We start from the raw sequence: 26,377 nt of genomic DNA on the forward strand, positions 1-26,377 counted from the left end.
CAACTGGGTTTACACCTACACGGTAGATATGCCCGACTTCACAGCACCCGTTGCAGCAGGCAGCACCGTGAGCTGTCCGTCAGCCACGAACACCGCGCCTACACTACCGACAGTGACAGATGCCTGCGGCAACACGCTTACTCCTGGCGCTCCGGTAATCAGTGCAGCACTGACCTGCGAAGGCACGAGAACCTACACGTATCCGTACACGGATTGCGCAGGTAATGTCCATAACTGGGTTTACACCTACACGGTTGAGATGAATGACTTCACGATGCCATCCAACGGAACCAGCACGGTAAGTTGCATAGATGAGACCGATGTAGTTCCAACTGCACCGACTGTACAGGACGCCTGTGGCAACACACTCACTCCTTCAGCACCGACGGTGAACACAATCACCACCTGCACCGATGACAGGATCTACACGTTCACCTACACCGACTGTGAAGGCAACTCCCACGACTGGACCTACACGTATGTAATCAATAACGCCGCCCCGACCATCACGAGTTGTCCGGCCGATCAGACTTTCTGTACCACAACTTCCGGCAGCTACACAATTCCGTTAATAGCAGCCACCGATGACTGTATCGGTACCCTTGACTACGCCTATTCAATCAGTGGTGCAACGACCAGAACCGGCAACGGCACTGACGCGAGCGGCACATTTGCCGAAGGCGTATCGACCATCGCATGGACCATCACGGACAACTGCGGCAACGTATCGACCTGCAACACTGTTGTGACCATCGAGCCGCTGCCAGTAGTAAGCTTTACAGCTGATCCACTCGCAGGCTGCGATCCGACCACGATCAATTTTACCGATCAGAGCACCGGCAACATCAACATCTGGGATTGGGAATTCGGCGACGGCGGCATATCCGGATTAGAGAATCCGAGCCACACCTATAGCTCCGGCACCTATTCAGTGACGTTGACGGTTACCACTGCAGCCGGCTGTCAGTCGACGATGACGATGAGTAACTACGTAACCATATCTCCGAATCCTGTGGCATCCTTTGCAGCCAGTCCTGCGGTAACGACCGAAGATAATCCGACCATCAATTTCATTAACCAGTCGACCGGAGCATCATCATACGTATGGACATTCGGCGATGGAACAGGTTCGACGGATTATGCTGAAAATCCGCTTTATACCTATGTTGGCAACGGTTCGTTTGTTGTAACACTGTGGGTGGAAAATGCCGGTGGCTGTAAAGATTCAACCTCATTGGTAGTGGTTGTCAAGCCGACATTTACGTTCTATCTGCCAAATACTTTTACGCCCAATAATGACGGCAGAAACGAGTCATTCCGTCCATATGGAACAGGCTGGGATACCGACAGCTACAGCATGCGCATTTACAGCCGCTGGGGTGAACTGCTATTTTATACCACTGATGTAAACCATGGCTGGGATGGCATAATGCCAGATGGCGTGACTGAAGCTCAGCAGGATGTGTATTCTGTTACAGTAATGATAAAAGGTCTGGATGGAGCGGATCATGAATACATCAGAGCTGTAACTGTTGTCAGATAAATAAACTTTTCTCCTTAAGTCACCGGCTGCAAATCACATTGCAGCCGGTTTTTTTCTTACCGGTTTACATTTATAGAGTTGTTCCACACAATCAAATTTATGATGCCATCAAAGAGGCAGTAATGCTTCAACTAAACACTTTGGCCTACACTGTATTTCGCAGTAGAATAATATGTCTGATAAAAAATGCATTTAAACTATATAATAGTGCTTAATATGATAAAAATGGAAAGCTATAAACAAAAATTCAAACACATATTAAACGTTCAATAATATATTTTGTCTAAACACGGGGTAATATTAGTTAAAACCTGTTATTTTTGAACTGAATTTTAAATTTAAATATTATGAGGGGGTTATTTTCATTTCTGGCATTGGCTGTAATTGCCATACCGATGAATGCTCAATTGGTAAGCATGATCGATGGATCTTTAAACATCTGTAAAGGGATGTTTTTTGACAGTGGGGGAAAAGAGGAGAATTATGGCTCAGACGAGCAATTTACGCTGACTATTTATCCTGTAAAAGCAGCTATGCTTACAAGCCTTATTTTCTATGAGTTTGACTTGGGAGAAGATGCATATTTGGCTGTATATGACGGTAACAGCTCCCAGTCTCCTTCTTTTGGGGTTTTCAATAAAGAAAACCCTGTCCCAAAATACATTCAGGCTTCAAAAAGTAATCAAACAGGAAGTTTGACATTTATATTTCATTCCTCATCAAAATCTTCTGCAAAAGGATGGATTGCGGATATAAACTGCACAGAAAGGCAATCAGGGCAGCTTTCAAACATTCCTTTTGCAATGGAAAGCGTAAACGAGTTTATTGTTTTTGTTTCGGGCATCGTTGACAGCAATCATGCAAATGCCATTGATGAATATATTAATTCTACATATGGTGTTTATGATTCCAACACTGATTTTCTCACCGGACGGATCAATATCATTACGGATAATACAATCGATCTTGTTAAGATGCGGGAGATTATTCTTGCATCGAAAAACGTTACCGAAAGAACCTTGGAAATCATTTCAACTGATTCAAAAAAACAATGATATGAATCGAATGAAAAATATGTTTAATAAATCATCACAGGTTGTACTCAACGCCATATTGCTATTCATGTTTTTTCTTGCATCGGTGAGTCTGAAATCACAACCAGCAAATGATGATTGTACCAATGCTACCATTATCACTCCGGGATCCAGTTGTGCATTTAACACATACACAAACCTTGGTGCTACAGCATCTGCCGGAGCCCCAGCCCCGGGTTGTTCAAGTTATGTTGGTGGCGATGTTTGGTTCCAAACCACTGTTCCTAGTAGCGGGCATCTTACTTTCGATAGTAACACCGGCGGAATTACTGATGGAGGAATGGCTATTTACTCCGGTACTTGTGGCTCTTTAACGCTAATTGAATGCGACGATGATGACAGCAACAATGGATTAATGCCAAAAATCGATCGTTCCGGTTTAACCCCGGGTTCAACAATTTATATACGATTTTGGGAGTATGGGGGTGACACCTATGGCTCATTCAGTCTGTGCGTTTACGATGATTCGCCTCCTCCTGTAACTAATGATGATTGCTCAGCAGCCATCCCAATTACAATTGGTTCATCTTGTGCATATACAACATACTCCAATGTTGGAGCAACCGCATCTTCAGGGGCTCCTGCACCGGGATGCGCAAGTTATTCTTCTGGTGATGTCTGGTTTAGTTGCACAGTTCCAGCATCTGGTTCGCTTAGCTTTGATTCTCAAACAGGAACACTCACTGATTGCGGCATGGCTGTTTACTATGGTCCATGTGCCTCTTTATCACTAATTGAATGCGATGATGATGACAGCCCGAATGGCCTAATGCCTATGATCAGCAGAACAGGACTTACTCCCGGGGCGACCGTTTTCATCCGCTTTTGGGATTATGGAGGAACTGACTTTGGTAGTTTTGGATTATGTGTTTATGAGCCTCCTACGGCACCCCCATGCGTTAGCAATCCGGCTGCAGGCGATTTCTGTTCAACGCCAACGCCTATCTGTAATTTGAATGGTTATTGTGGCAGCACAAGTTCTACTTATACCGCTGATATACCTGGTAATCTTGGCTCGATATTCTGCGGAAGCATCGAGAACAATTCGTGGCTTTCCTTTGTAGCTGATGCAACAACTGCAACATTGAACCTCTTTGTATCGAATTGCACAAATGCCTGGGGGATTCAAATGCAGATTTATAGTGTCACGGGATGCTCTACATTCACTTCGGTGTCAAACTGCTATAACCCAGGAACTCCGGTAAACGGGACAGTGACAGCAACCGGTCTTACTATCGGGCAAATATACTATGTCATGATTGATGGAAATGCCGGTGATGTTTGTGATTATATCATATCTGCTTCATCCGGGGTATTTACCGCTGATGCAGGTCCTGATGTGACAATTTGTGGTGGTCAAAACACAACTTTAAATGCTTCAGGAGGTTCTGCGTACGCATGGTCCCCAACAACAGGTTTGTCGAATCCAAATATTGCCAATCCAATTGCATCGCCATCAGTTACAACCACATATACAGTATCTGTCACAGGGGGCAACCCTCTTTGCCCGGGCACATACACCGACCAGGTAACCGTTTTTGTTTCCGGAATCACTCCTACGGTCTCAAACAACGGGCCTCTGTGTTCCGGTCAGAATCTCAATCTTACGGCAACTCCTTCTGGTGCAACATCCTATTCCTGGTCAGGCCCCAATGGCTTTGCAAGCAATTCGCAAAACCCTTCAATATCAGGTGCAACACCTGTTGCATCTGGAACTTATACCGTCACTGTCACAAATGGCGGATGTTCTGGTACAGCATCAACAACAGTTAATGTGTCAAACAGTGCCACTGTTACGGCAAGTGCTTCTCCAGCCTCAGTCTGTCTTGGACAAACATCTACGCTAAGCGCCTTGGGTGCAGCAACCTATGCATGGAGTAGTGGATCAACAACGGTGAATCCGACCGCAACAACAACTTATACAGTGACCGGAACATCAGCTTCCGGCTGCACCGGCACAGCTACGGTTACTGTTTCGGTCAATTCAGCGGCTACTTTTACAGCCAGTGCATCTCCAACAGCCATCTGTAATGGTCAGAGTTCGTCCCTGACAGCTTCGGGAGGTGTTACCTATCTTTGGAACACGGGAGCATCTGGCAGTCCTTACTCTGTGAGTCCGACTACAACGACTACATATACCGTCACCGGAACTACCGCATTGGGGTGTTCTGGTACGGCAACGGTTTCCGTAACCATCAATCCGTTTCCAACGGTAACTGCAACCGCGGCAGCATCCAGTATTTGTATCGGATCTTCAACTTCTTTAACAGGAGGAGGAGCCTCCAGTTATGCATGGAGCACAGGTCAATTAATTAATCCAATCACCGTCAGTCCGGCGGCTACATCCACTTACACGGTAACGGGCACATCTGCTGCTGGTTGTACCGGAACAGCAACTGTCTCCGTCAATATCAGTGCAAATCTCCTGCTGACCGCAACCGCGACACCGGCGTCAATCTGTTTGAATGGCAGTTCGACAATAGCCGCATCAGGAGCGACAAACTATGCCTGGAGCCCATCGGGCACGGGCGCATCTTTTAGTGCTACTCCAACAGCAACAACAACCTACAGCGTTACCGGAACGGATGCATCGGGTTGTACAGGCACAACCACTGTTACACTAACCGTCAATCCATTGCCGACAGTTTCGGCTACTGCCACACCGGCCACCATTTGTGCTGGCCAGAGTTCAACGATTGCAGCAAGCGGAGCAAATTCATACACCTGGAGTCCAGGTGGCACCGGAACATCATTTACAGCGAGCCCGACGTCAACGACAACCTATAACGTAACAGGAACAACTACCGCAGGATGCACCGGCACAACAACTGTGGCACTTACCGTCAATCCACTTCCGACAGTAACAGCAACAGCAACACCCGCAGCGGTTTGTGCTGGCCAGAGTTCAACGATCGCAGTAAGCGGAGCAAATACATATGCCTGGAGTCCAAGTGGCGCAGGAACATCTTTTACAGCAACTCCGGCATCAACAACTACATACACAGTGACCGGCACTTCAGGGGCGGGATGCACAGGTACGACAACCGTGACTTTGACTATCAATCCGCTACCAACGGTGACAGCGACTGCGACTCCTGCAGCGATTTGTTCAGGACAGAGTTCAACGATTGCAGCAAGCGGAGCTAATTCATATACATGGAGCCCAAGTGGCACCGGAACATCATTTACAGCGAGCCCAACGTCAACGACTACCTATAATGTAACCGGAACAACTTCTGCAGGCTGTACAGGCACAGCGAATGTGACATTGACAGTCAATCCGTTGCCAACAGTAACAGCCACCGCAACGCCAACTTCGATTTGCATTGGTGGTAGTTCAACGATTGCTGCAAATGGCGCCAATACTTATACATGGAGCCCAAGTGGCAGTGGTGCATCGTTTGCCGCGAGCCCAACCACTACGACCACATATACGGTCACCGGCACTACTGCTGCGGGTTGTACAGGTACAGCCACCGCCACTTTGACAGTCAATCCCCTCCCGAATATCACTGCAACAGCGTCTCCGACTACAATTTGCATTGGTTTCAGTTCTACAGTTTCAGGAAACGGAGGTACATCTTATGCCTGGAACAATGGTCAGAACGCAACTTCATTTACTGAATCACCAACAGCAACAACGACCTACAATGTAACTGGAACAGATGCAAACAACTGCAGCAATACAGCAACTGTCACTGTATCGCTAATGCCAGGACTAACAGTGAGTGTTTCACCGAATATAGATGACATTTGTGCAGGAGGAAGCACTACCCTGATCGCATCATCACCCGGAAGTGGAGTAGGTTACAGCTGGGATACAGGAGCCAATACGGCTTCAATAATAGCAAACCCGACGGCAACCACAACATATAGCGTTACCGGCACAGATGTGCAGGGGTGTTCAGGCACTGCAAGCGCAATTGTAAATGTGAATCCGCTGCCTGTAGTCGCTTTTAGCGCAGACCCACTCACAGGATGCGCTCCGGCCTCGGTAAACTTCAGTGATGCGAGTAGCGGCAACATCAATATTTGGGAATGGGAATTCGGAGATGGGAACATATCCGGATTGCAGAATCCCAGTCATACCTACAGCTCTGGCTCCTTTTCAGTCACGCTGACTGTTACGACTACCGCCGGCTGTCAGTCGACGATGACGATGAGCAACTATGTGATGATTTCCGCGAACCCGGTAGCCGCATTTGCAGCTGATCCTGCCGTAACCACGGAAGATAATCCGACCATTAATTTCATCAACCAATCAACGGGTGCGACAAACTATACGTGGAATTTTGGAGATGGAACAGGAACTGATTATGCAGAAAACCCGCTGTACACCTATGGCTTAAATGGAGAGTTTACGGTAACACTTTGGGTAGAAAATGCTGCTGGATGTGCGGATTCAACAACGATGAGGACGCTTGTGAAGCCATCCTACACTTTCTATTTGCCAAATGCTTTTAGCCCTAATGGCGACGACAGAAATGATTTTCTTCGCCCGTTTGGCACCGGCTGGAACATGGATAGTTACAGCATGCGCGTTTACAGCCGCTGGGGTGAGTTGGTTTTCTTAACTACGGATATCAACCATGGCTGGGATGGCTTTTTACCGAATGGGGCCGAAGCTCAGCAAGGAGTTTATTCTGTTCTGATTCGGGTAAAAGGCCTGGATCACAGTGACAATGAGTATTATCTAAGCGTTGGACTTCTACGGTAAATAAAAATTATTTCGACAGAAACTGGTTGTTGGTTATCTGACAACCAGTTTTATTTTTTTTGGCCAACATGGAATATTATCGCACTATTATTTTCTGCGTTATTAAACTAATGCCGTGTTTACTTATAACATAGTCCAATGTAAAAACCAGACTGTTGCTATTGGCTCAGGAATCTCACTCCAGAATCCAAGCAATACTTTCGGATCAGGAACTTATGCTGTATCGTTGACTACAACCACTGCGGCTGGCTGTCAGTCGATGCTGATGATGAACAATTTCATCACTGTGCTTCCCAATCCGAATGCCGCGTTCACAGCCAATCCTCCTGTAACAACGGAAGATAATCCTACAATCCAATTTCTTGATCAATCGACTGATGCTTCATCATTTAGTTGGGAATTTGGCAATGGAGCTGGAAGCACAAGCACAACGCAGAATCCCGTCTTCACTTATGATTTTGAAGGCACATATACTGTTGTGCTGTGGGTAGAAAACACCGGAGGTTGTATTGATTCTGCATCAATGACAGTCCTGATCAAGCCTTCGTACACTATTTACATCCCAAACTCATTCAGCCCAAATCATGATGTACACAATGAGATATTTAGTCCATCAGGCACCGGGTGGAATATCGATTTCTACAGCATGCGAATTTACAGTCGTTGGGGCGACCTTGTGTATTCCACCACAGATGTAAATTATGGATGGAATGGAAACATGCCTGACGGAAGTGAAGCACCGCAGGGCGTTTATACAGTGAAAATATTTTTGAGAGGACCGGATGGGAATGACCGCGTTTATTTTGGATCGGTAACTTTACTCAGATAGAAAAACGCCTTGGAAGGCAGTGTGCTATGCACTGACTTTTGCTTCCCCGTTTTATTTTGAAAAGCATAAATTGAATTGCTGAATTCAAGTCTCAAATGCAAATTTTATTCTTCAGCCGTAGTTTCAGCTGTTTTAGTCTCCTCGTTTTTTTCTTTCGGAAACATGCGTTTCGAAAAAATGAGAATTAAAACGACAGCAATTGAAATGTAGGAATCTGCCAGATTAAAAACAGGTCTGAAAAAAAGAAATTCCTGCCCGCCTTTAAATGGAATCCATGACGGATAATAACCATGAATCAAAGGAACATAAAACATGTCCACCACTTTTCCCTGAAGAAATCCGGAATAGCCATCACTGAAAATGGCTGTAGGCGCGGCTCCAGAGCCGTATATGGGGCTGGCCTCGAAAATAATCCCATAAAACATGCTGTCGATAATGTTTCCGGTTGCTCCGGCAAAAATGAGTGCAATGGCAAAAATGTAAATCATTGGCTTCTTATCACGAATGATTTTCAGCAGATACCACATAATGGCTGAAGCTGCAATGATTCTGAAAGTGCTAAGCAGATATTTGCCAATAGCTCCTTTTAAATGTAAGCCAAAAGCCATCCCGTTATTTTCAACAAAATTGAGCCGGAACCAATGTCCGATGACATTCACTTCCTCGCCAAGGAGAAAGTGCGTCTTAATGTAAATCTTTAATATCTGATCAAGAATAAGCAGTGTGAAGATGAAAATCAGCACATTGCGAAGAACTTTTCTATTCATCGGGAGGCAGACTGATGCGGGGTTCCTTTTTAGTCATTTTATTTTTGGCTTCGATGCTCAAAGTGGCATGAGGAACAGCTTTCAGTCGGTCCTTGGCAATAAGTTTACCTGTAACGCGACAAACGCCATACGTTTTATTCTGAATTCTGACTAAAGCTGCTTCCAGATCGCGGATAAACTTCTGCTGACGGGCAGCCAGATGACTGTTTTCTTCCTTCGACAAAACCTGTGAGCCTTCTTCCAGCACTTTAAATGTAGGACTCGTATCACTGATGTCATTGTCGTTGGTGCCGGTAAAAGCTTCGGTGAGCAGGGCAAGATCGGCTTTGGCCTTGTCCAGTTTTGCAACTATAAGCTGACGAAATTCTTCCAGCTCTTCTTCGCTAAAGCGAATTTTTTCTTTTTCTTCTTTTGCCATAATGCAGTTTTTACACTTTTTCAACAATAACGTGAACTGAAATATCATCGGTCAATTCTAATAAAACGGCTTCAGCAGCACCTTTAGTATCCCGAAGTTCAAGCTCAATCGCTAGTATCTCATTGCAAATATATGAATAATTGTTAGCTATTGACTTTTCGACCGATTCTGTCTTTTCAACAAATACCCGGATTTTGTCAGTAACTTCGAAATTCCGCTCCTTGCGCAGGTTCTGGATGCGGTTGACAAACTCGCGGGCAACGCCTTCCTCCAGCAATGTTTCGGATAATGTCACGTCAAGTGCTACCGAAAGGGTGCCTTCGCTCATCACCACCCAGCCCGGAATGTCTTCAGTAACAATTTCCACATCGTCAACCAGAACTTCTACAGATCCTTCACCCAGACTAAGCTCAATGCGTCCTTCGTTTTCCAGTCGGTTTATCTGGGCTCCGTTCAAAGCAACAATGGCTGCGGCCAGTTCTTTCATCTGTTTGCCAAATCGCGGCCCGAGCTTTTTAAAGTCGGCCTTTATTTTTTTCACGAGGAAACTGCCGTCGTCTTTGAAGAACTCCAGCTCTTTCACATTCACTTCGGCCAGAATAATCTTCTGCACACTTTCCACCTGTGCTTTAATTTTTTGATCGGTGAGCGGAATCAGTATTTTCTGCAGCGGCTGGCGAACGCGATTTCCGGTTTTCTTGCGTAGCGACAGAATCATAGAAGAAATTTTCTGCGCCAGCTGCATGCGCTCTTCGAGATCGCGATCGATGAAATTTGTATTGTATGCCGGAAAGTCGCACAAATGAACGCTTTCAGCATTCCTGCGGCCGGTTACTGAATTCAGATCTGAAAATAATTTATCTGCAAAGAAAGGTGCAATAGGAGAAATCAGCAGCGATAATGTTTCCAGTACATGATACAATGTCTGGTAGGCCGATAATTTATCTTTCGACATTTCGCCTTTCCAGAAACGGCGACGCGAGAGGCGCACATACCAGTTGCTCAGAAATTCATCGGTGAAATTCTGAATGGCGCGCCCGGCGCGGGTTGGCTCGTAGTCTGCATAGGATTCGTCAACGAGTTTTATCAGACTGTTCAACTCTGAAAGAATCCAGCGATCAAGCTCAGGCCGCTCGGCAACGGGAACTTCTGTATCGCTGAAATTGAACTTGTCGATATTCGCATACAGTGAAAAGAACGAATACGTGTTATACAGCGTTCCGAAGAATTTGCGCTGAACTTCTCCAACGCCTTCGCTGTCGAATTTAAGATTGTCCCAGGGCTGCGAGTTGGTAATCAGGTACCAGCGTGTTGCATCAGGACCATATTTTTCAATCGTTTCAAATGGATCGACGGCATTGCCAAGTCGCTTCGACATTTTATTGCCGTTTTTATCGAGCACGAGTCCGTTGGAAACAACATTTTTGTAAGCAACCGAATCGAAGGCCATGGTTGCGATTGCATGCAGTGTGAAGAACCAGCCCCGTGTCTGGTCAACACCTTCTGCAATAAAATCGGCTGGAAAACTTTTCTCAAAAACATCTTTGTTTTCAAAAGGATAATGCCATTGCGCATAAGGCATGGAGCCGCTGTCGAACCATACGTCGATCAGATCGGGCTCGCGGCGCATCGGTTTTCCTGAATCGGAAACCAGAATAATCGGATCCACCGATGGCTTATGCATGTCGAATTTTTCGTAATTGGCTTTGCTCATGTCGCCAGTCACAAAATCTTTCATCGGATTTTCTTTCATGAATCCGGCTTCGATGCTCTTTCCAATTTCTTTCGAAAGTTCTTCGAGCGAGCCGATGCATTTGAATTCATCGCCATCTTCGCTAAGCCATATAGGAAGGGGAACGCCCCAATAGCGGCTGCGACTCAGGTTCCAGTCAACCAGATTTTCGAGCCAGTTACCAAAGCGGCCTGTACCAGTCGATTCGGGCTTCCAGTTGATGGTGTTGTTCAGCTCAATCATTCTGTCTCGATATTGTGTGGTTTTGATAAACCATGAATCGAGTGGATAATACAGAATCGGTTTGTCAGTCCGCCAGCAGTGCGGATAGCTGTGTTCGTATTTTTCCGCTTTGAATGCTTTATTTTCTTTCTTCAGTTTGATGACAAGTTCGATATCAACATTCAATTCTTTTTCCTTGTCAGGCGTGTAATCGGGATGATACTGAGGCTTCACGAATTTCCCGGCGAATTCGCCCATTTCTTCAGTGAATTTTCCTTGCTTATTCACCAGCGTGAGAGAGCCGAGGTTGTATTTCTTTCCCATACGGAAGTCGTCGGCACCAAAGCTGGGAGCCAGATGTACGATTCCTGTTCCGTCTTCGGTAGTTACAAAATCGCCGGCCACTACGCGGAAAGGGTCTCCCTCAGCGGGCTGCGCGTATGGTAATAATTGTTCGAAACGAATTTCGGTCAGCTCTTTTCCTTTGAATGTCCCGAGTACTTTAAATGGAATATTTTTTTGTCCGGGTTCATAACTGTCAATCTCAAGTGCTGCATTCTCGGCCGGGAACCAGCGATTGAGCAAGGGAGCACCCACCACAACTGTTTGTGGCTCGAAGGTGTAGGGATTGTAAGTCTGAACAAGATTGTACTCAATATTATCACCAACTGCAAGGCCGGTATTTGAAGGAAGTGTCCACGGCGTGGTGGTCCATGCAATAATGTATAGATTTCCTTTTACGCCTGGGGTTGTGAACAGAAATTCGCTGCGATCGTTGCGCACAACTTTAAACTGTGCAACAACGGTATTGTCTTTCACATTTTTGTAACAGCCGGGTTGGTTCAGTTCGTGTGTACTGAGGCCGGTTCCGGCAGCAGGTGAGTATGGCTGAATGGTGTAGCCTTTATACAGGAGATTTTTATCGTAGAGTTTTTTCAGCAGATACCAGACCGATTCAATGTATTTATTTTCGAAAGTGATGTACGGATTTTCAAGGTCAACCCAATAGCCCATGCGGCGTGTGAGCTCGTCCCACTGATCCTTGTATTTCATCACTTCCTGGCGGCATTCGCGATTGTAATCAACTACTGAAATTGATTTGCCAATATCTTCTTTTGTGATACCGAGTTTTTTCTCAACGCCAATCTCAACGGGCAGTCCGTGCGTATCCCAGCCGGCTTTGCGTTTTACCTGAAAGCCTTTCAGTGTTTTGTAGCGACAAAAAATGTCTTTGATAGCTCTTGCCATCACGTGGTGAATGCCTGGCATTCCGTTGGCGCTGGGCGGGCCTTCGAAAAACACGTATTCTGGTTTACCTTCGCGTGTTTCAATGCTCTTGCGGAAGATATCATTGGTGTCCCACCACTGTCTCACATCGTTAGCCAGTTCTGTCAGTCGTAATTGCTTGTACTCGTTGTATTTGCCGTTCATTTTCCGGTAGTTTTTAAAAAGAGGTGCAAAAGTACAATATAATGTGCAAATTTGAAAATTTATTCACTCACTATATTGCTTTCAAAGGAGCTCATGAGCTCACGATTTCATCGTTCGGTTGAAAGTGTGCTAATTTGAAAATGTGTGACTTCGCGTGAATCAGCTTGCTACGTTTTATATGATTTCTAGTTCGTCGAAGTGATAATAGGTGATTCGAAATACAGCAACGATGTTATAAAGTTTGAGCCGCGTGCGCCATGCACCTTACTTTGTGCACCATGCCTTGTACGTTGAGCACTGCGAAGCTAGCCGCGTGAAGCCTGCCTTATGCCTTTTCAAATTTATTCGTAACTTGCACATCCTTTATGCTTTAATCTATGTCGGTGAAGCCATTTATTTTATCCATTTTATTCTTTGCCCTTATCGGTGGATTAATGATATACGATATGATGGGGGAGCGCACTGCAGTTGCGAAAGATCCTGTTAAGCTCCGCGATTTCGATACAATAATAGTTTCAGACACTCTTCATGTAATTATGGGATACAACTCTGTAAATTATTTTGTTTACAAGGGAACGCCCATGGGTTATCAGTACGAGCTGGTGCAGGCTCTTTGCAAAAATTTCGGATTGTTTCTCGATCTGCAGGTTACCAACGATGTTGAAAAAGCTTTTCAGAAACTTGCTTTTGGTACATGCGACCTCATTGCCATGGACCTCACTGTTGCAGAAAATCGCTATCCACGTATAACTTTCACAGAGCCACTGTATAATATGCGATCAATCCTGGTGCAGCGCAAAGACAGTCTGGGCGCGGTGTCTGTAAAAGACTTGAAGCAATTAAACGGGAAAACAATTTTGATTCCCCGAAAAACAATTTATCGCAGGCAGCTGCTGGAGCTGGAAGACAGCCTGCATATTGATATTAATATTTTGCCGATGGGCGAAGTTGGCACAGAAGATTTGTGCAATATGGTAGCTGAAGATAAAATTGATTTCACGATCTGTGATGATCACCTGGCGCGGACGCTGTGGGCATACTATCCGGATCTCGATTTCAGTTTGATCATTTCCAAACCTTTACCGGTGGCCTGGGTTGTCAATAGTGAATCCGAAAAGTGGCTTGAAAAGCTGAATGCGTGGATATCAAATTTTAAGAAAAATGGAAATCTTGCTTTCCTTCAGAAAAAATATTTTGATAATCCGATATTGTACATTTTTGGATCGCCTGATGATCACAGCATTTCAGGAGGAACAATCAGTAAATATGATGATTTAATTAAAAAGTACAGTGCCGAAATCGGTTGGGATTGGCGTCTGGTTGCATCTTTGATTTATCAGGAATCGCGCTTTACAACTGACTTTCAATCGCCCAGTGGTGCATTTGGCTTAATGCAATTAATGCCGGGAACAGCTCAGCGCATGGGTGTAAATTACAACAGTAATGCGGAGGAACAGTTGAAAGGAGGATTGAAATTGCTGCATTATATGGACACCGCTTTTACACCATACATGGACAATGTTGCTGAAAGACACAAGGTGGTTATTGCCGCATACAATCTGGGTATGGCGCATTTTTACGATGCCTTTGAATTGGCAAAAAAGCAGGGAAAAGGGCCACTGACATATGCGATCGTGATTGAATGTTTGAAATGCAAATCGAAACCGCTGTATTACAACGATCCGGTTGTTAAGTTCGGATATATCAATCCATGGTATGTTGAAAGATTTGTTCGTGAGATTTATGCACGCTACAACGCTTACTGCGCCGTTTTTTCGGAGAAATAATCATTATTTAGCTCAAGATCGAGGTCAAGAAAAAGGACAAGGTCACGCGTCAGCGTAAAACGCTGCAGGCAGGAGACGCGCGCCCAATGCAGTTTTGAGATTATAAAGTTGAAAGGCGCTTTATAGTAATCAGTTGTGAGTAGTCAGTGGTCAGTTTCAATGTCACTCATATTCTCACATATGCGAAGCATCACATGAACGAAGTTCCACATTTGCATATTTCCCCGTTCCTTGTTCGGCTTGTTCCGTAAGAATGCACGGAATGTTCAGTGTTTAAACTTTCTTCACCCTTCACACATCCTTGTTCCTTGTTCAGTGTTCATAGGGTTACACATACAAATAATCCGTATTCATCCGGATATATCTGTTCAGCGCTGACCATGACGAAATCCAGGATATGAGCATTCCGCAGATAATGATGGCGCCAAAAAGTCCATACACCTGTGTCTCGTCCTGAATGGCCTGCAGATCTGGGATCTGCTGATAGGCCAGCATCATAACACCTTCGAGTAAAACCACTGCGAGCAAGCTACTTACAAGTCCCATCCAGAGCGCCTGCAGAAGGAATGGTCTGCGGATAAACCCGCGTGTAGCGCCAACCAGAAGCATACTGCGAATCAAAAATCGTTTTGAATATATGGCTAACCGGATGGTGTTGCTGATCAAACTATACGATATAAGAAAGACCAGAAGCGCGAATCCAAAAAGTATCAGCGACATTTTTCCGGAATTCACATTGATGTCTTCAACCAGATCTTTCTGATAATACACATTGCCAATAATAGGTTCAGTCTGCACTTTGGCCACAAATGCGTCGATGGCTGCGCTGTTGGCGTAGTCCGATTTCAGCGTAATGTCAAGCGAAGGTGGGATCGGAATAATGCCGAGAAATTCAACGAACTCTTCGCCGGTATCTTCAGTCATTCGCTTCGCAGCTTCTTCTGAACTGACCATGGAACAAGTCTGCACTGCAGGATCAAGTTGCATTTTTTTCTGCATGGCAAGCATATCCGCCTCCGGAATGCTGTCTTTGAACATGACAGTGACAACAATATTCTCTTTCACAAAATTCGCCAGTCGTTGCGAATGAAGCAGAATGAGTCCCGATAAACCGAGAATAAGCAGTACCAGCGATATGCTGATCATCATGGTGACATAAGAGCCCCCGAGCCGGATGGATGATTTGCGATGTTTTGCCATGCGACAAAAATAGTGATTTCTTTGCGAATGCAGACACCTTGTGAATTTCGGGTTGTATCTTTTTTGAAATGTTGAAATCAAATGAAAATACACAAAGTTTTTTACAGAAAAGCAGAGAAATCCTTTGAGTTTCCGGTCACCAAATGCAAAACAGCATCTGCGGCCTTTGCCGGGATCTCACCGAAAACCTGCCCGGCTCTTTCTCTGTTTCTTCCCGACGATTCCACGTCAGCAATGCTGCCAAGTCAACATTTTCTTGCTAACGGTAGAATGTCGGGAAGGACCCAACATTCTGTCGTCCGCCTGACAATGATTTGAGAAAAAGAGCGCACACGGAATCGTTGGGGCCTTAGATACTTCAAAATTTTTGAAGAAGATGTCGTTTGAGACATCCTCAAATACTACGTTTTATGAAGCTCGCTTTGATGTAGTTTATTTCTTCACTACTCTTATCTCAACCCTTCTGTTCATCTGCCTTTCGGCCTCCGTTCTTTCTTCATTTAAGGGTCGCGTGTGACCAAATCCCTGGTACGACATTCGGTTTGCTGCAATGCCTTTTCGGATCAGGTAATTGTAAACAACTTGTGCGCGTTCGCCCGAGAGATTGGAGAAATCATCACTAATGCAACATATATGACCTTCAATGGCAATCTCGAGTGTCGGCTGCGATTCCATGATTGAATAAAGTTCATTTATCACCGGCTCGGATTCAGGCCGAAGGGTGCTGGTGTTATTGTAAAATGTGATATTATCCAGCCGGATGACTTCGCCCACTGTGGCCTGCGTGATTTTGTCCTCCAGTGCAGAAACCTTTTTCTCCGCTGGTTTGAATGTGACTACATCTACACGTCGGTTCCGGAAAAACGCATTGTCATTGAATTCCAGCGTTTCGTTTTTTCCAACTATCTGTGTATTTTTAAGTTCAATTCCTTTTTGAGCAAACACTGATTTTACAGCATTGGCGCGCTTTTCAGACAGCAACTGGTTGTTTTCTGAAGTTCCTACTGAATCGCAATAGCCCGAAATGCTCTTTATCACTGCGTTTTCAGCTTTACAGTATTTTGCCACAGAATCCAATGTCTTTATTGCTTTTGCATCTGGCTGAAAAACAGCTGTGTTGAAATAAACGCTGTGCGTCTTTGTTTCCTGCGCACCAACCAGTACACACAGTAGAAACGTCCAAATGAACAGAATTGTGGATTTCATAGTGCAATGTAATTAGTGAAATATTAACGCTTGATAATTTTAAATATTGCCTTATGGAAATCCAATTTGATAAGGGTAAGCAAACGAAAGTTTCGGATTAGCATTAATGCCAACGTGATTAAAAAGCCAGCAAATAAGACACTTTGCTGGGATATATCTTTTGTGCCGGGCAAGGCAGATGATAATAATTTAAAATGCGTTTTTTGCTGTTGAAAAGTTTGCAATTTTTAATATTGATGTTGCTCAAATCAATTCCAAGCCCTAAAAAAACCTCGCTTTTACCAGCTTCTTGTCCATCGAGTCCAACTGCACTTAAACCAATATCGAAACTTAAAAAGCCAGGAATATATCGGCCCCATGACTTAGGAGTAACTCCCTTTATATTGGTGCAAAGCCAATATGTATGCCGGTCATAATCATCCATAAAACTTTTGTTTTCGTGACCGGGCATTGATTTATAATACGATTTATGAAAAAAATCGTAACTCCATTTAAACGTAAAATTGTTGAAGAACGGGTGATATTCCTGTAGTACAGGATAAAAAGCACCAAGAATATTCGCACTCATGTCCATTAAACTAAATCCCCACCATGGAGCCATGCCATCTTTCACTTCTACTATCCCAGATGTCAGAACCGCAAATCCGGCTCCAAACCATTTGGCTGATTTTCTTTTTACACCTGCCCACATCAGCATTTCTCCGAAGGCAGTAGAAGTAATTTGCGAGGACCAAAAGTGGCCGCATTTATCTAAACACAAAGCGTATTTTAATTCCTTGGAATCATCAAAATGGAATTTCGGTTTTGGAAGACCATGAGCCTCCAATGTATCATTCCACCAGGCATTCTGAAAATACAAAAACACCCCGGTAGTTAAAATCGGGACCGAACTTGCAACAACTGCCAGGCGAAATTTATTTGGTTTTTTTGTTGTATCAGTTAATGAGGTATCTCCAAAAGGCCCCTGTTCTGAAATGATTTCGATTTTTTCTGTGATATACAAACTATCTGAAAAGCAGAAAGTGGGTACTGCAAGAATAAAAAACAAAAGTATGCTGAATTGTTTCATCGGAATTTATAGCCAATAATTTTGGTGCTAAATTAAATAAAACTTTGCTTGGCAAATACTCTTTTTTTTTAAAACGGGAAAACGCTCAATCCGAATGCATATACAGCTGCATCCGATTTCCACATTCTCTAAAGACAAAAGATAAAAATATAAAGACAAAAGTGTAAATTGAAACGTGATCATCTAATATTCCCACATACGCCGCAGGCGCCACATCTGCGATTGCGTCACGTTTCACGTGAAGCAGCACATTTCCGCATTATCGCATCAAATTTCGCCTTTCGTATTTCTGATTTCTTCCGCTGCGGCGGATTCAGAGTTCATGATTCGATGTTCCCTTCACCCTTCAGATCTAAAATCTAAAATCTGATTTCTCAAATCACTACCTTTGCCCCATGCAACCTCTCATTCTCTGGCAGGACGAATACGCGCTCGCAGTGAACAAGCCCAACAACGTGCTGGTTCATCATTCCGATTATTCCGGTATTGAAGGAGAAAAATCGTTGCTAGAACTTTTAAAGGATTTGGGAATCCCCCGCGTATATCCGCTCCACCGGCTCGATAGAAAGACATCTGGTATTGTATTGCTTGCAAAAAATCGAAGCGATGTTGCTTCATTTCAGAAATTATTTGATGAACAGAAAATCCGGAAAACCTATCTGGCTCTGCTTCGCGGACATGTCGATCCGGCGGGGATTGTCGATACACCCGTGCGGAACGATCGCGGAAATTATCGCGAAGCACTGACGCACTATCGCTGCATTGATCATTACGAGCTGAATGTAGCCGTTGAACCTTACGAAACATCCCGCTACAGTCTGGTCGAAATGGAACCCAAAACCGGACGATTACATCAGTTGCGTGTGCACGCCAATAAAATTGCACATCCGATCATTGGCGATCATAAACACGGAAACCGGCATCACAACCGCCTTTTCGCCGAACAATTTTTACTGCCGGATTTATTTCTGCATGCAAATGAATTGCAATTTCTACATCCTTTTACGAATGAAGAAATAATCATCAATGCTCCACTTCCGGCTTTCTGGGCTCGCTTCGATGAAATCAGAAAAGAACTGAGCATCTAAAACAACGTTAAGTTAGTCCACAGTTACACAGAGTTACTCAGAGGTCTCACAGAGTTCCACCGAGTGTAAATTAAGCAAAAGCCGTTTTTAAAAACACAACGTAGTTGTGTTGATCAATTACATCAAAGCGAATTTGAAAGCGAGCTTTCAGAATTCGACATGTTGTAATTGATCCCGGCTTTTGCAAAGTTAAATTTACTCTGTGTGACTCTGTGCGCACTCGGAGATACTCTGTGTTACTACAATTCCGGCTGTTTCCAGTTGAGTTAAATGCGTTGCCCCATTGTCTAAGTGGCAGTTCTCATAGATGTTCAATTAATTCGTATTTTTGCAAATCAAAATCAATCCAAAAATGAAAGCACTGATCAATACCGTGAAGGGCACCATGAAAGTAGAATTCTACGAAAACGACGCGCCCAATACCGTTGCCAACTTCGTTAAGCTCGCCAAAAGCGGCTTCTACGATGGCCTGAATTTTCACCGTGTTCTTCCCGATTTCGTTATCCAGGGCGGTTGCCCAAACGGAACAGGCGCCGGCGGTCCGGGTTACAGCATTAAATGCGAAACCAGCGGCGGCAATCAGTATCACGATCGCGGTGTTCTTTCCATGGCGCATGCCGGAAAAGATACCGGTGGCTCACAGTTTTTTATCTGTCATAGCCGCACCAATACATCACATCTCGACCGTCATCACACTTGCTTCGGCAAAGTAGTCGAAGGTCTCGATGTCCTCGACGCCATCCGTCAGGGCGATGAGATTGAGAGTATAAAAATTATTGAAGAATAGGGCGTAGCATTGCTTTCAGTCTGAGAGTTCCGCTCACGAACTGAGTGTCTTCTTTGAGTAATTGGCGTTTGAGCCAACGGCAGTAGTTTCCGGCTTTTGTGTAATCGGTCTACTGATTCAAAATGCCGACAACATCAACAACACTAAACCACCATCGGGCGTTTTGCTCGTCCCAGACAGCCCGCACTTCGCGGTCATCGAAAAAACGTATGGATATTTTTGACGGATTCATAATACCGGCTTCACCTATCCTTTCACGTTGTTAATATCAGTGTAAAGTTATGCTGATTCCGTTTTGAAATTGAGGTCTGCTCTATAGCGTTACAACGAACACGAATGCCTAAGCTCTTTAAAAAAGTTAAAAATACAAAATAATTTGAATAAAGGAAAATACTGAAACAGCCGTAATCGTATGAAATGTGTCTGATCAATGGGAGAGGCGCTCCGGTGGACTTAACGGCTCACCGGCCGTCTACTCGATTAGCGTTAGTGCTTAATTATTTTATTTGAGTCTAAAAATAGGTCTGCGTATCAAAGGAAATCAAATATATGATAATAAGTAAAATATCAATAAGATGCCGCCGATTATGATTATGAGCGTTATTAATAGTGACAACATTGAGGAGGAAACAAAGTAATTATTTTTTAGTTGTTTTTCATTTTTTTTGTATTGTAAGAAAGCCAAGATTGCAATTATTACCCCTATTGCAACCATAACTACTCCAACAATTGAAGAATATCCTTTTGATGGTAGGTCCCTTGTTTCTAAAAGCAATGAGAGTTGTTTTAAAAACAAAGAAAACTTTACAATTACAAAGCCGAAACCCATTAATGCAATACTTGTTCGTATCCAAGCAAGAAAAGTTCTCTCGTTAGCTAGATGTTCTCTTGATCTTTCAATTGAGTTTTTTTCTTCTAAGTTCGCCATATCATTTTTGAATATGTTTTCTTGATGTATGTGAATTTCAGCATTAACGCCAACTCGTTTATATATACACCCAAAGTCTCCAAAAAGTGCATATATTCACCCAAATCGGAATGTATTGTACACTTTTTGTCATTTTTCAGGTGCATATTATTTTCAAAGATATAATTTTTTTGAGTTTCAAATCATCAGCACATCATTTCAAGATAAAAGACAAAAGTGTAATGACAAAAGTGAACGAAGAAGCTTTTTCAAATTGCCGAATTTTCAACCGAACGATGAAATCGTGAGCTCGACTTGTCATGTTCTACGTGATGAACCCCTTTGAAAAAAATATCATGGGTGAATAAATTTTCAAATCAACACACTTTCAAATCATCAAATTTTCAAATCATTTCGTATTTCTGATCTCGTATTTATCTACGTATTTTCAAAGGTGCTTCGCGTGTTCTTTGTCCCTGAGGCTATCGCCCAAGGCTAATATTGTTCGATCAGCGTCCGCCGATCGCTTCAAAGGAACCAACTATGGTAATTTTTGGGGTAAACGTTTTTATGAACACAAACTCCTCACGCCTTACGCCTGATGACTTACGCCTTATGCCTATCTCGTATTTCTGATTTCGTATTTCGTATCTCGTATTTTCGTACTTTTGCACCTCAATTTTTCAACCATGGAAATTCCTGCTAAATATGACCCGACTCAAAGCGAAGACAAGTGGTATGCCTACTGGATGAACAACGGCTTCTTCCGCTCTGTTCCTGATGAACGTACCCCATACACCATCGTAATTCCGCCGCCCAACGTGACTGGAGTCCTGCATATGGGACACATGCTCAACAATACGCTGCAGGATGTTCTGATTCGTCGTGCCCGCATGACTGGATTCAATGCATGCTGGGTGCCCGGAACTGATCATGCTTCGATTGCAACCGAAGCCAAGGTGGTGGCTAAACTCAGAGCCGAAGGCATTGATAAGAAATCGCTGTCGCGTGATGAGTTTCTCAAACATGCCTGGGTGTGGAAAGAAAAACATGGCGGAATTATTCTCGACCAACTTAAAAAGCTTGGCGCATCCTGTGATTGGGACCGCACGGCCTTTACCATGGATCAGAATCTGTATGATTCTGTAATAAAAGTTTTTGTCGATCTCTACGGAAAAGGTCTCATCTATAAAGGGCACCGCATGGTGAACTGGGACCCAAGCGCGCTCACAGCCGTCAGCGACGAGGAAGTGATTTATAAAGAGCAGAACGCGAAACTCTATTATCTCAGATATTATCTCGAAAACAGCAAGGATTATCTGGTAATCGCAACCACGCGTCCTGAGACGATTCTGGCTGATACTGCGGTTTGCGTGAATCCAAACGATGAGCGTTTCAAACATCTGCACGGAAAGAAAGTGCTTGTACCGCTCATCAATCGCGTGATTCCGGTAATCACCGACGAGTATGTGGATATAGAATTTGGAACGGGCTGTCTGAAAATTACGCCTGCACACGATATCAACGACTACACCATTGGACAGAAATTCGGTCTCGAGGTGATTGACATTCTGACTCCTGACGGAAAACTGAATGAAAAAGCGCAATTGCTGATTGGCGAAGACCGCTTTATTGCCAGAAAAAAAATCATGAAAATGCTCGAAGAATCGGGCAATGTTGAAAAGATTGAAGACTACGTAAACAAAGTCGGATACAGCGAACGCACCGATGTTGCCATTGAACCGAGACTCAGCGAACAATGGTTTATGAAAATGAGCGACATCGCAAAACCCGCTCTGGATGCAGTAATGAGCGATAAAGTTCAGTTTCATCCGGCCAAATTCAAAAACACCTATCGCCATTGGATGGAAAATGTGCGCGATTGGTGTGTGTCGCGTCAGTTGTGGTGGGGACAGCGCATTCCCGCATGGTATCTGCCCGACGGGAGTATTGTGGTTGCTTTGAATGAAAAAGACGCGCTTGAAAAAGCAAAAAAAATCAATCCTGAAATAAAATTATCCGATCTGAAACAGGACGAGGATGTGCTCGATACCTGGTTCAGCAGCTGGCTCTGGCCGATCAGCGTTTTCAACGGCGTAATGGAACCAGACAACAAGGACATAAAATATTATTACCCCACCAACGATTTGATCACGGCTCCCGAAATCATGTTTTTCTGGGTGGCACGCATGGTGATGGCCGGACTCGAATATCGAAAGGAAATTCCGTTCAGCAATGTGTATTTCACCGGCATCGTGCGCGACAAGCAGGGACGCAAGATGAGCAAATCGCTGGGCAACAGTCCCGACCCGATTGAGCTGATGAAGAAATTCGGTGCAGATGGCGTTCGTGTAGGCATGATGTTCAGCTCACCTGCAGGAAACGACTTGCTTTATGACGATTCGTTGTGTGAGCAGGGACGAAATTTCGCCAATAAAATCTGGAACGCATTCCGGTTGATCAGTGGCTGGCAGGTAGATGAAAAATTGCCGCAACCAGCGTACGCATCGCTCTCCACCGAATGGTTCGGAAACCGTCTTCGCCAGACATCGAAACAGATTGATGAACAGTTCAAAGATTTCCGTTTGTCGGATGCTTTGATGTCGGTGTATAAACTCGTTTGGGATGACTTCTGTTCGTGGTATCTCGAGTTTATCAAACCCGCATATGGTCAGCCAATCGATGGAAAGACCTTTGCAGAAACGATGGAATATTTCGATCAGCTAATGCGCATGTTGCATCCATTCATGCCATTCCTGACCGAAGAAATCTGGCAGACCCTGAAGCCCCGTGCAGAAAAAGAATCCATCATGATTTCTTCCATGCCCGCCGATTTCAAATGTGATGAAAAATTGATTTCAGATTTTGAATTGGTGCAGGAAACCATCATGGCCATTCGCGCCTACAGAAGCGACAAGGGAATCGGCATGCGCGATCTGCTCGATGTGTTTTTCACGCCGGTTCAGCATGAAGATACAATGAGAAGTTATGCTCCGGTGATAATGAAACTCGGCAACCTGAGTTGCTTTGAGAAGCTCAGCGAAAAACCGGAGAAATCATTCACAGTTTTGGTGCGAACCGAAGAGCTTACATTTCCGGTGAGTGCAGAGCTTGACACCGCAGCAGAAAAGGAAAAGCTGCAGAAGGAGCTCGATTACACCAAAGGATTTCTTGATAGTGTCCGCAAAAAGCTGTCGAATGAAAAATTCGTCAGTGGCGCACCAGCTCAGGTAATCGACAACGAACGCAAAAAAGAACAGGATGCTTTGTCGAGGATTGCGGTTCTTGAAAAAACGATAGCAGAACTCTGAGCTGGCTTTTATAGCATTATTAATTAACTGCATATGCTGATCGATGTCGCATTTATTATTGCATCGCTTGCGCTGTTGTACATTGGTGCTCGCTGGCTTGTAACAGGAAGCTCAAAGCTGGCTTCAATGTTTGGAATTTCCGACTTGGTGGTTGGATTGACAATTGTGGCATTCGGCACGAGTTCACCTGAGTTGATTGTTTCGATTACAGCATCAGCACAGGGGCAAACTGGGATTGCAATTGGGAATGTTGTTGGGTCAAATATCTTGAATATTTTACTCATCCTGGGTCTAACTTCACTCATCAATCCAGTATTTCTTGATAAACGTATTATTCGCTCCGACATTCCCTTGTTGATCGTGATTTCCGGAGTTTTCACGTGGGCTCTCTTCACTCTCGAACTCAAATGGTGGGAAGGAATAGTGTTATTGTCGGGGTTTGTATTTTATGCCATTTGGATGATTCATCTTGCCAGAAAGGACATTAGGATTCAAAAATCAAAAACCAGAGTTATTGATAGACAAACCTTCACAAATAGTAAAATAGGATTATTTGTTCTGATGATTATTGCCGGATTTGGCTTGCTTGCTGCCGGATCGCAATTGATGGTTGAGGGCGCTGTAAATATTGCCCGAACGCTGGATGTGAGCGAAGCTATAATTGGTTTGACAGTTGTTAGCGTTGGAACAAGTCTGCCTGAACTGGCCACTTCGGTTGTTGCTGCGTTGAAAAAGAGACCTGGACTGGCGGTTGGGAATCTGGTGGGTTCAAACATTTTCAACATACTGGTTATAGCAGGTTTTTCAATAAGTATATATCCTTCTCTACACAATGTTGTTAGCATTACGGATATTTTATTCATGATGGGATCCGCGCTGGTAATTTTTCCAATGGCTATTTCCGGCTCTGTTATTCGAAGGATTGAAGGAGCGCTTTTATTGGGTCTTTATGTCCTTTATATTTTTCTCATCTGGCCAAAATGATAAGTTTGAATAATCCAACAGATTTTGTTTCACATCCCATTTCAGTTTTTCGGTATAATTGCAGCAGAACAACGTCAGAATTATTCGGTTTTTTCACCAGATCATACAATTGTTTAATGCAAATGCCGTTTATTCACTGATTTTTATTAATTTTGCACTCATGAAATTTTGGCGGAATTTTGTTCTTATTGTTCTCATTCTCACGGGGGTATCCTGCAGCGAGTATGACAAACTGCTCCGGGAAGGCACACCACAGGCCCGTTTGGAAGCAGCAAATGACTATTACAGCAAAGGCAATTACTTTAAAGCTTTGCAATTGTACGATCAGTTGATTGTTGAACTTCGCGGTCTGCCGCAGTTCGAAGAAGCGTATTACAAGTATTGCTGGAGCAACTATCAGCAGGAACAGTACCTTGCCGCTGCCTATTATTTCAAAAATCTCGCTAAGACGCTGCCCAACAGCAAATACGCCGAAGAATCGCTTTACATGTCGGCCTATTGTCAATATCTGGAGTCGGCCGATACGCCGCTTGACCAGTCTTCAACCTCTGATGCGCTGACAGAATTGCAGCTGTTCGTCAATAAATATCCAAAAAGCGAAAAAGTTCAGCAATGCAATGAGTTGATGGATGAACTGCGCTTTAAACTCGAGACGAAGGACTATAATACGGCCATGTTGTATTATAAAATTGAAGAATACAAAGCTGCCGTGGTTGCCTTTTCAAATCTGCTGAAAGAATATCCGGCCACGAAATACAAAGAACAGGCTCTGTTCTACATTCTGAAGTCTGAGTATTACTATGCTGCAGGAAGTATTGATTCGAAAAAGAAAGAACGCTTCGAACACGCCACAAAAGCATACACAACACTGATGCTAATGTTCCCCACATCTTCTTATCAGAAGGACGCGGAAATCATCAATGAAAAAATAAAAACGCAAATCAGTAAACTGAATTAACATATGGATTACAAGAAACTGAAAATTGAGACCAATGCTGTAACACGCAATCTGTTTGAACTTGAGAATGAAACTGGCAGTATTTACGAAAGCATCATGATCATTTCCAAGAGAGCTAACCAGATTTCGATGGTTATCAAGGAAGATCTGCAGCATGAGTCGGAGCAGTTTGTTTCAACCATGGACAATCTGGAGGAAGTTTTCGAAAATCGCGAACAGATAGAATTGGCAAAGTTGTACGAAGCTCTTCCAAAACCTACACTGATCGCTCTTCACGAGTTCCAGCAGCGAAAAGTGTATCACCGTCGCGGTACACAGGAAAACTAA

The 26,377-nt window shown here is 44.0% G+C and carries 18 protein-coding genes and 1 pseudogene; 12 read left to right on the forward strand and 7 right to left on the reverse strand.

The features are described from left to right. The 4 genes and pseudogenes from A2W93_07155 to A2W93_07170 all read left to right on the forward strand — a co-directional run bounded on the left by A2W93_07155 (position 1) and on the right by A2W93_07170 (position 8,183). Positions 1-1,543, forward strand: a pseudogene (locus tag A2W93_07155) (hypothetical protein). Positions 1,544-1,890: 347 nt separating this feature from the next. After that, complete coding sequence (locus A2W93_07160) at positions 1,891-2,598, forward strand: hypothetical protein (protein ID OFY54007.1); 708 nt, start codon at positions 1,891-1,893, stop codon at positions 2,596-2,598. 1 nt (position 2,599) lies between these two features. Further along, positions 2,600-7,354, forward strand: coding sequence for a hypothetical protein (locus A2W93_07165; protein ID OFY54008.1), 4,755 nt, complete (start codon positions 2,600-2,602; stop codon positions 7,352-7,354). A gap of 115 nt (positions 7,355-7,469) precedes the next feature. Then, positions 7,470-8,183, forward strand: a complete 714-nt coding sequence (locus tag A2W93_07170) for a hypothetical protein (protein OFY54009.1) — start codon at positions 7,470-7,472, stop codon at positions 8,181-8,183. A gap of 104 nt (positions 8,184-8,287) precedes the next feature. Here A2W93_07170 and A2W93_07175 read toward each other — a convergent pair whose 3' ends face one another. Genes A2W93_07175 through A2W93_07185 form a run of 3 tightly spaced genes read right to left on the reverse strand, consistent with a single transcriptional unit; the run spans position 8,288 to position 12,753 of the window. After that, entirely contained in the window at positions 8,288-8,950 is a 663-nt protein-coding gene (locus A2W93_07175; protein ID OFY54010.1) for a lipoprotein signal peptidase, read from the reverse strand. Then, positions 8,943-9,368, reverse strand: a complete 426-nt coding sequence (locus A2W93_07180; GenBank protein OFY54011.1) for a molecular chaperone DnaK — start codon at positions 9,366-9,368, stop codon at positions 8,943-8,945. The genes A2W93_07175 and A2W93_07180 overlap by 8 nt, the downstream gene beginning before the upstream one ends. 10 nt (positions 9,369-9,378) lie before the next feature. After that, positions 9,379-12,753 (reverse strand): isoleucine--tRNA ligase, encoded by a 3,375-nt coding sequence (locus A2W93_07185; protein OFY54012.1) that lies wholly within the window; start codon positions 12,751-12,753, stop codon positions 9,379-9,381. Positions 12,754-13,187: 434 nt separating this feature from the next. On the opposite strand from A2W93_07185, the gene A2W93_07190 reads away from it, so the two are divergent. Then, positions 13,188-14,540, forward strand: coding sequence for a hypothetical protein (locus A2W93_07190; protein OFY54013.1), 1,353 nt, complete (start codon positions 13,188-13,190; stop codon positions 14,538-14,540). 327 nt (positions 14,541-14,867) lie between these two features. On the opposite strand, the gene A2W93_07195 is transcribed toward A2W93_07190, so the two are convergent. After that, entirely contained in the window at positions 14,868-15,740 is an 873-nt protein-coding gene (locus tag A2W93_07195; protein ID OFY54014.1) for a hypothetical protein, read from the reverse strand. 81 nt (positions 15,741-15,821) lie between these two features. Here A2W93_07195 and A2W93_07200 point away from each other — a divergent pair, with 81 nt between their 5' ends. Then, positions 15,822-16,058, forward strand: coding sequence for a hypothetical protein (locus tag A2W93_07200; protein OFY54015.1), 237 nt, complete (start codon positions 15,822-15,824; stop codon positions 16,056-16,058). A gap of 114 nt (positions 16,059-16,172) precedes the next feature. Here the strand turns inward: A2W93_07200 and A2W93_07205 are convergent, their stop codons facing one another. Continuing rightward, positions 16,173-16,946 carry a hypothetical protein gene (locus A2W93_07205; GenBank protein OFY54016.1) on the reverse strand — a complete coding sequence of 258 codons (774 nt, stop codon included), beginning with the start codon at positions 16,944-16,946 and terminating at the stop codon, positions 16,173-16,175. 118 nt (positions 16,947-17,064) lie between these two features. Then, positions 17,065-18,015, reverse strand: coding sequence for a hypothetical protein (locus A2W93_07210; GenBank protein OFY54017.1), 951 nt, complete (start codon positions 18,013-18,015; stop codon positions 17,065-17,067). Between the two features lie 395 nt (positions 18,016-18,410). Here A2W93_07210 and A2W93_07215 point away from each other — a divergent pair, with 395 nt between their 5' ends. Together A2W93_07215 and A2W93_07220 are read left to right on the forward strand one after the other, a co-directional pair. After that, positions 18,411-19,103 (forward strand): hypothetical protein, encoded by a 693-nt coding sequence (locus tag A2W93_07215; GenBank protein ID OFY54018.1) that lies wholly within the window; start codon positions 18,411-18,413, stop codon positions 19,101-19,103. Positions 19,104-19,455: 352 nt separating this feature from the next. After that, positions 19,456-19,890 (forward strand): cyclophilin, encoded by a 435-nt coding sequence (locus A2W93_07220; protein ID OFY54019.1) that lies wholly within the window; start codon positions 19,456-19,458, stop codon positions 19,888-19,890. A gap of 541 nt (positions 19,891-20,431) precedes the next feature. Here A2W93_07220 and A2W93_07225 read toward each other — a convergent pair. Continuing rightward, the gene (locus tag A2W93_07225) at positions 20,432-20,818 is read right to left on the reverse strand and encodes a hypothetical protein (protein ID OFY54020.1); all 387 of its coding nucleotides are present in this window, start codon (positions 20,816-20,818) and stop codon (positions 20,432-20,434) included. Positions 20,819-21,486: 668 nt separating this feature from the next. Between A2W93_07225 and A2W93_07230 the strand changes: the two genes are divergently transcribed. The 4 genes from A2W93_07230 (at position 21,487) to A2W93_07245 (ending at position 26,377) form a co-directional block, all read left to right on the forward strand. Further along, on the forward strand, positions 21,487-24,108 hold the full coding sequence (locus tag A2W93_07230) for a valine--tRNA ligase (protein OFY54021.1): 2,622 nt from the start codon (positions 21,487-21,489) through the stop codon (positions 24,106-24,108). Positions 24,109-24,141: 33 nt separating this feature from the next. Continuing rightward, positions 24,142-25,092, forward strand: a complete 951-nt coding sequence (locus A2W93_07235) for a hypothetical protein (GenBank protein OFY54022.1) — start codon at positions 24,142-24,144, stop codon at positions 25,090-25,092. A 109-nt stretch (positions 25,093-25,201) separates the two neighbouring features. Further along, positions 25,202-26,050, forward strand: a complete 849-nt coding sequence (locus A2W93_07240) for a hypothetical protein (protein ID OFY54023.1) — start codon at positions 25,202-25,204, stop codon at positions 26,048-26,050. Between the two features lie 3 nt (positions 26,051-26,053). After that, positions 26,054-26,377 carry an RNA polymerase Rpb6 gene (locus A2W93_07245; GenBank protein ID OFY54024.1) on the forward strand — a complete coding sequence of 108 codons (324 nt, stop codon included), beginning with the start codon at positions 26,054-26,056 and terminating at the stop codon, positions 26,375-26,377.

It is taken from the genome of Bacteroidetes bacterium GWF2_43_63 (assembly GCA_001769275.1).
Classification (GTDB): domain Bacteria; phylum Bacteroidota; class Bacteroidia; order Bacteroidales; family DTU049; genus GWF2-43-63.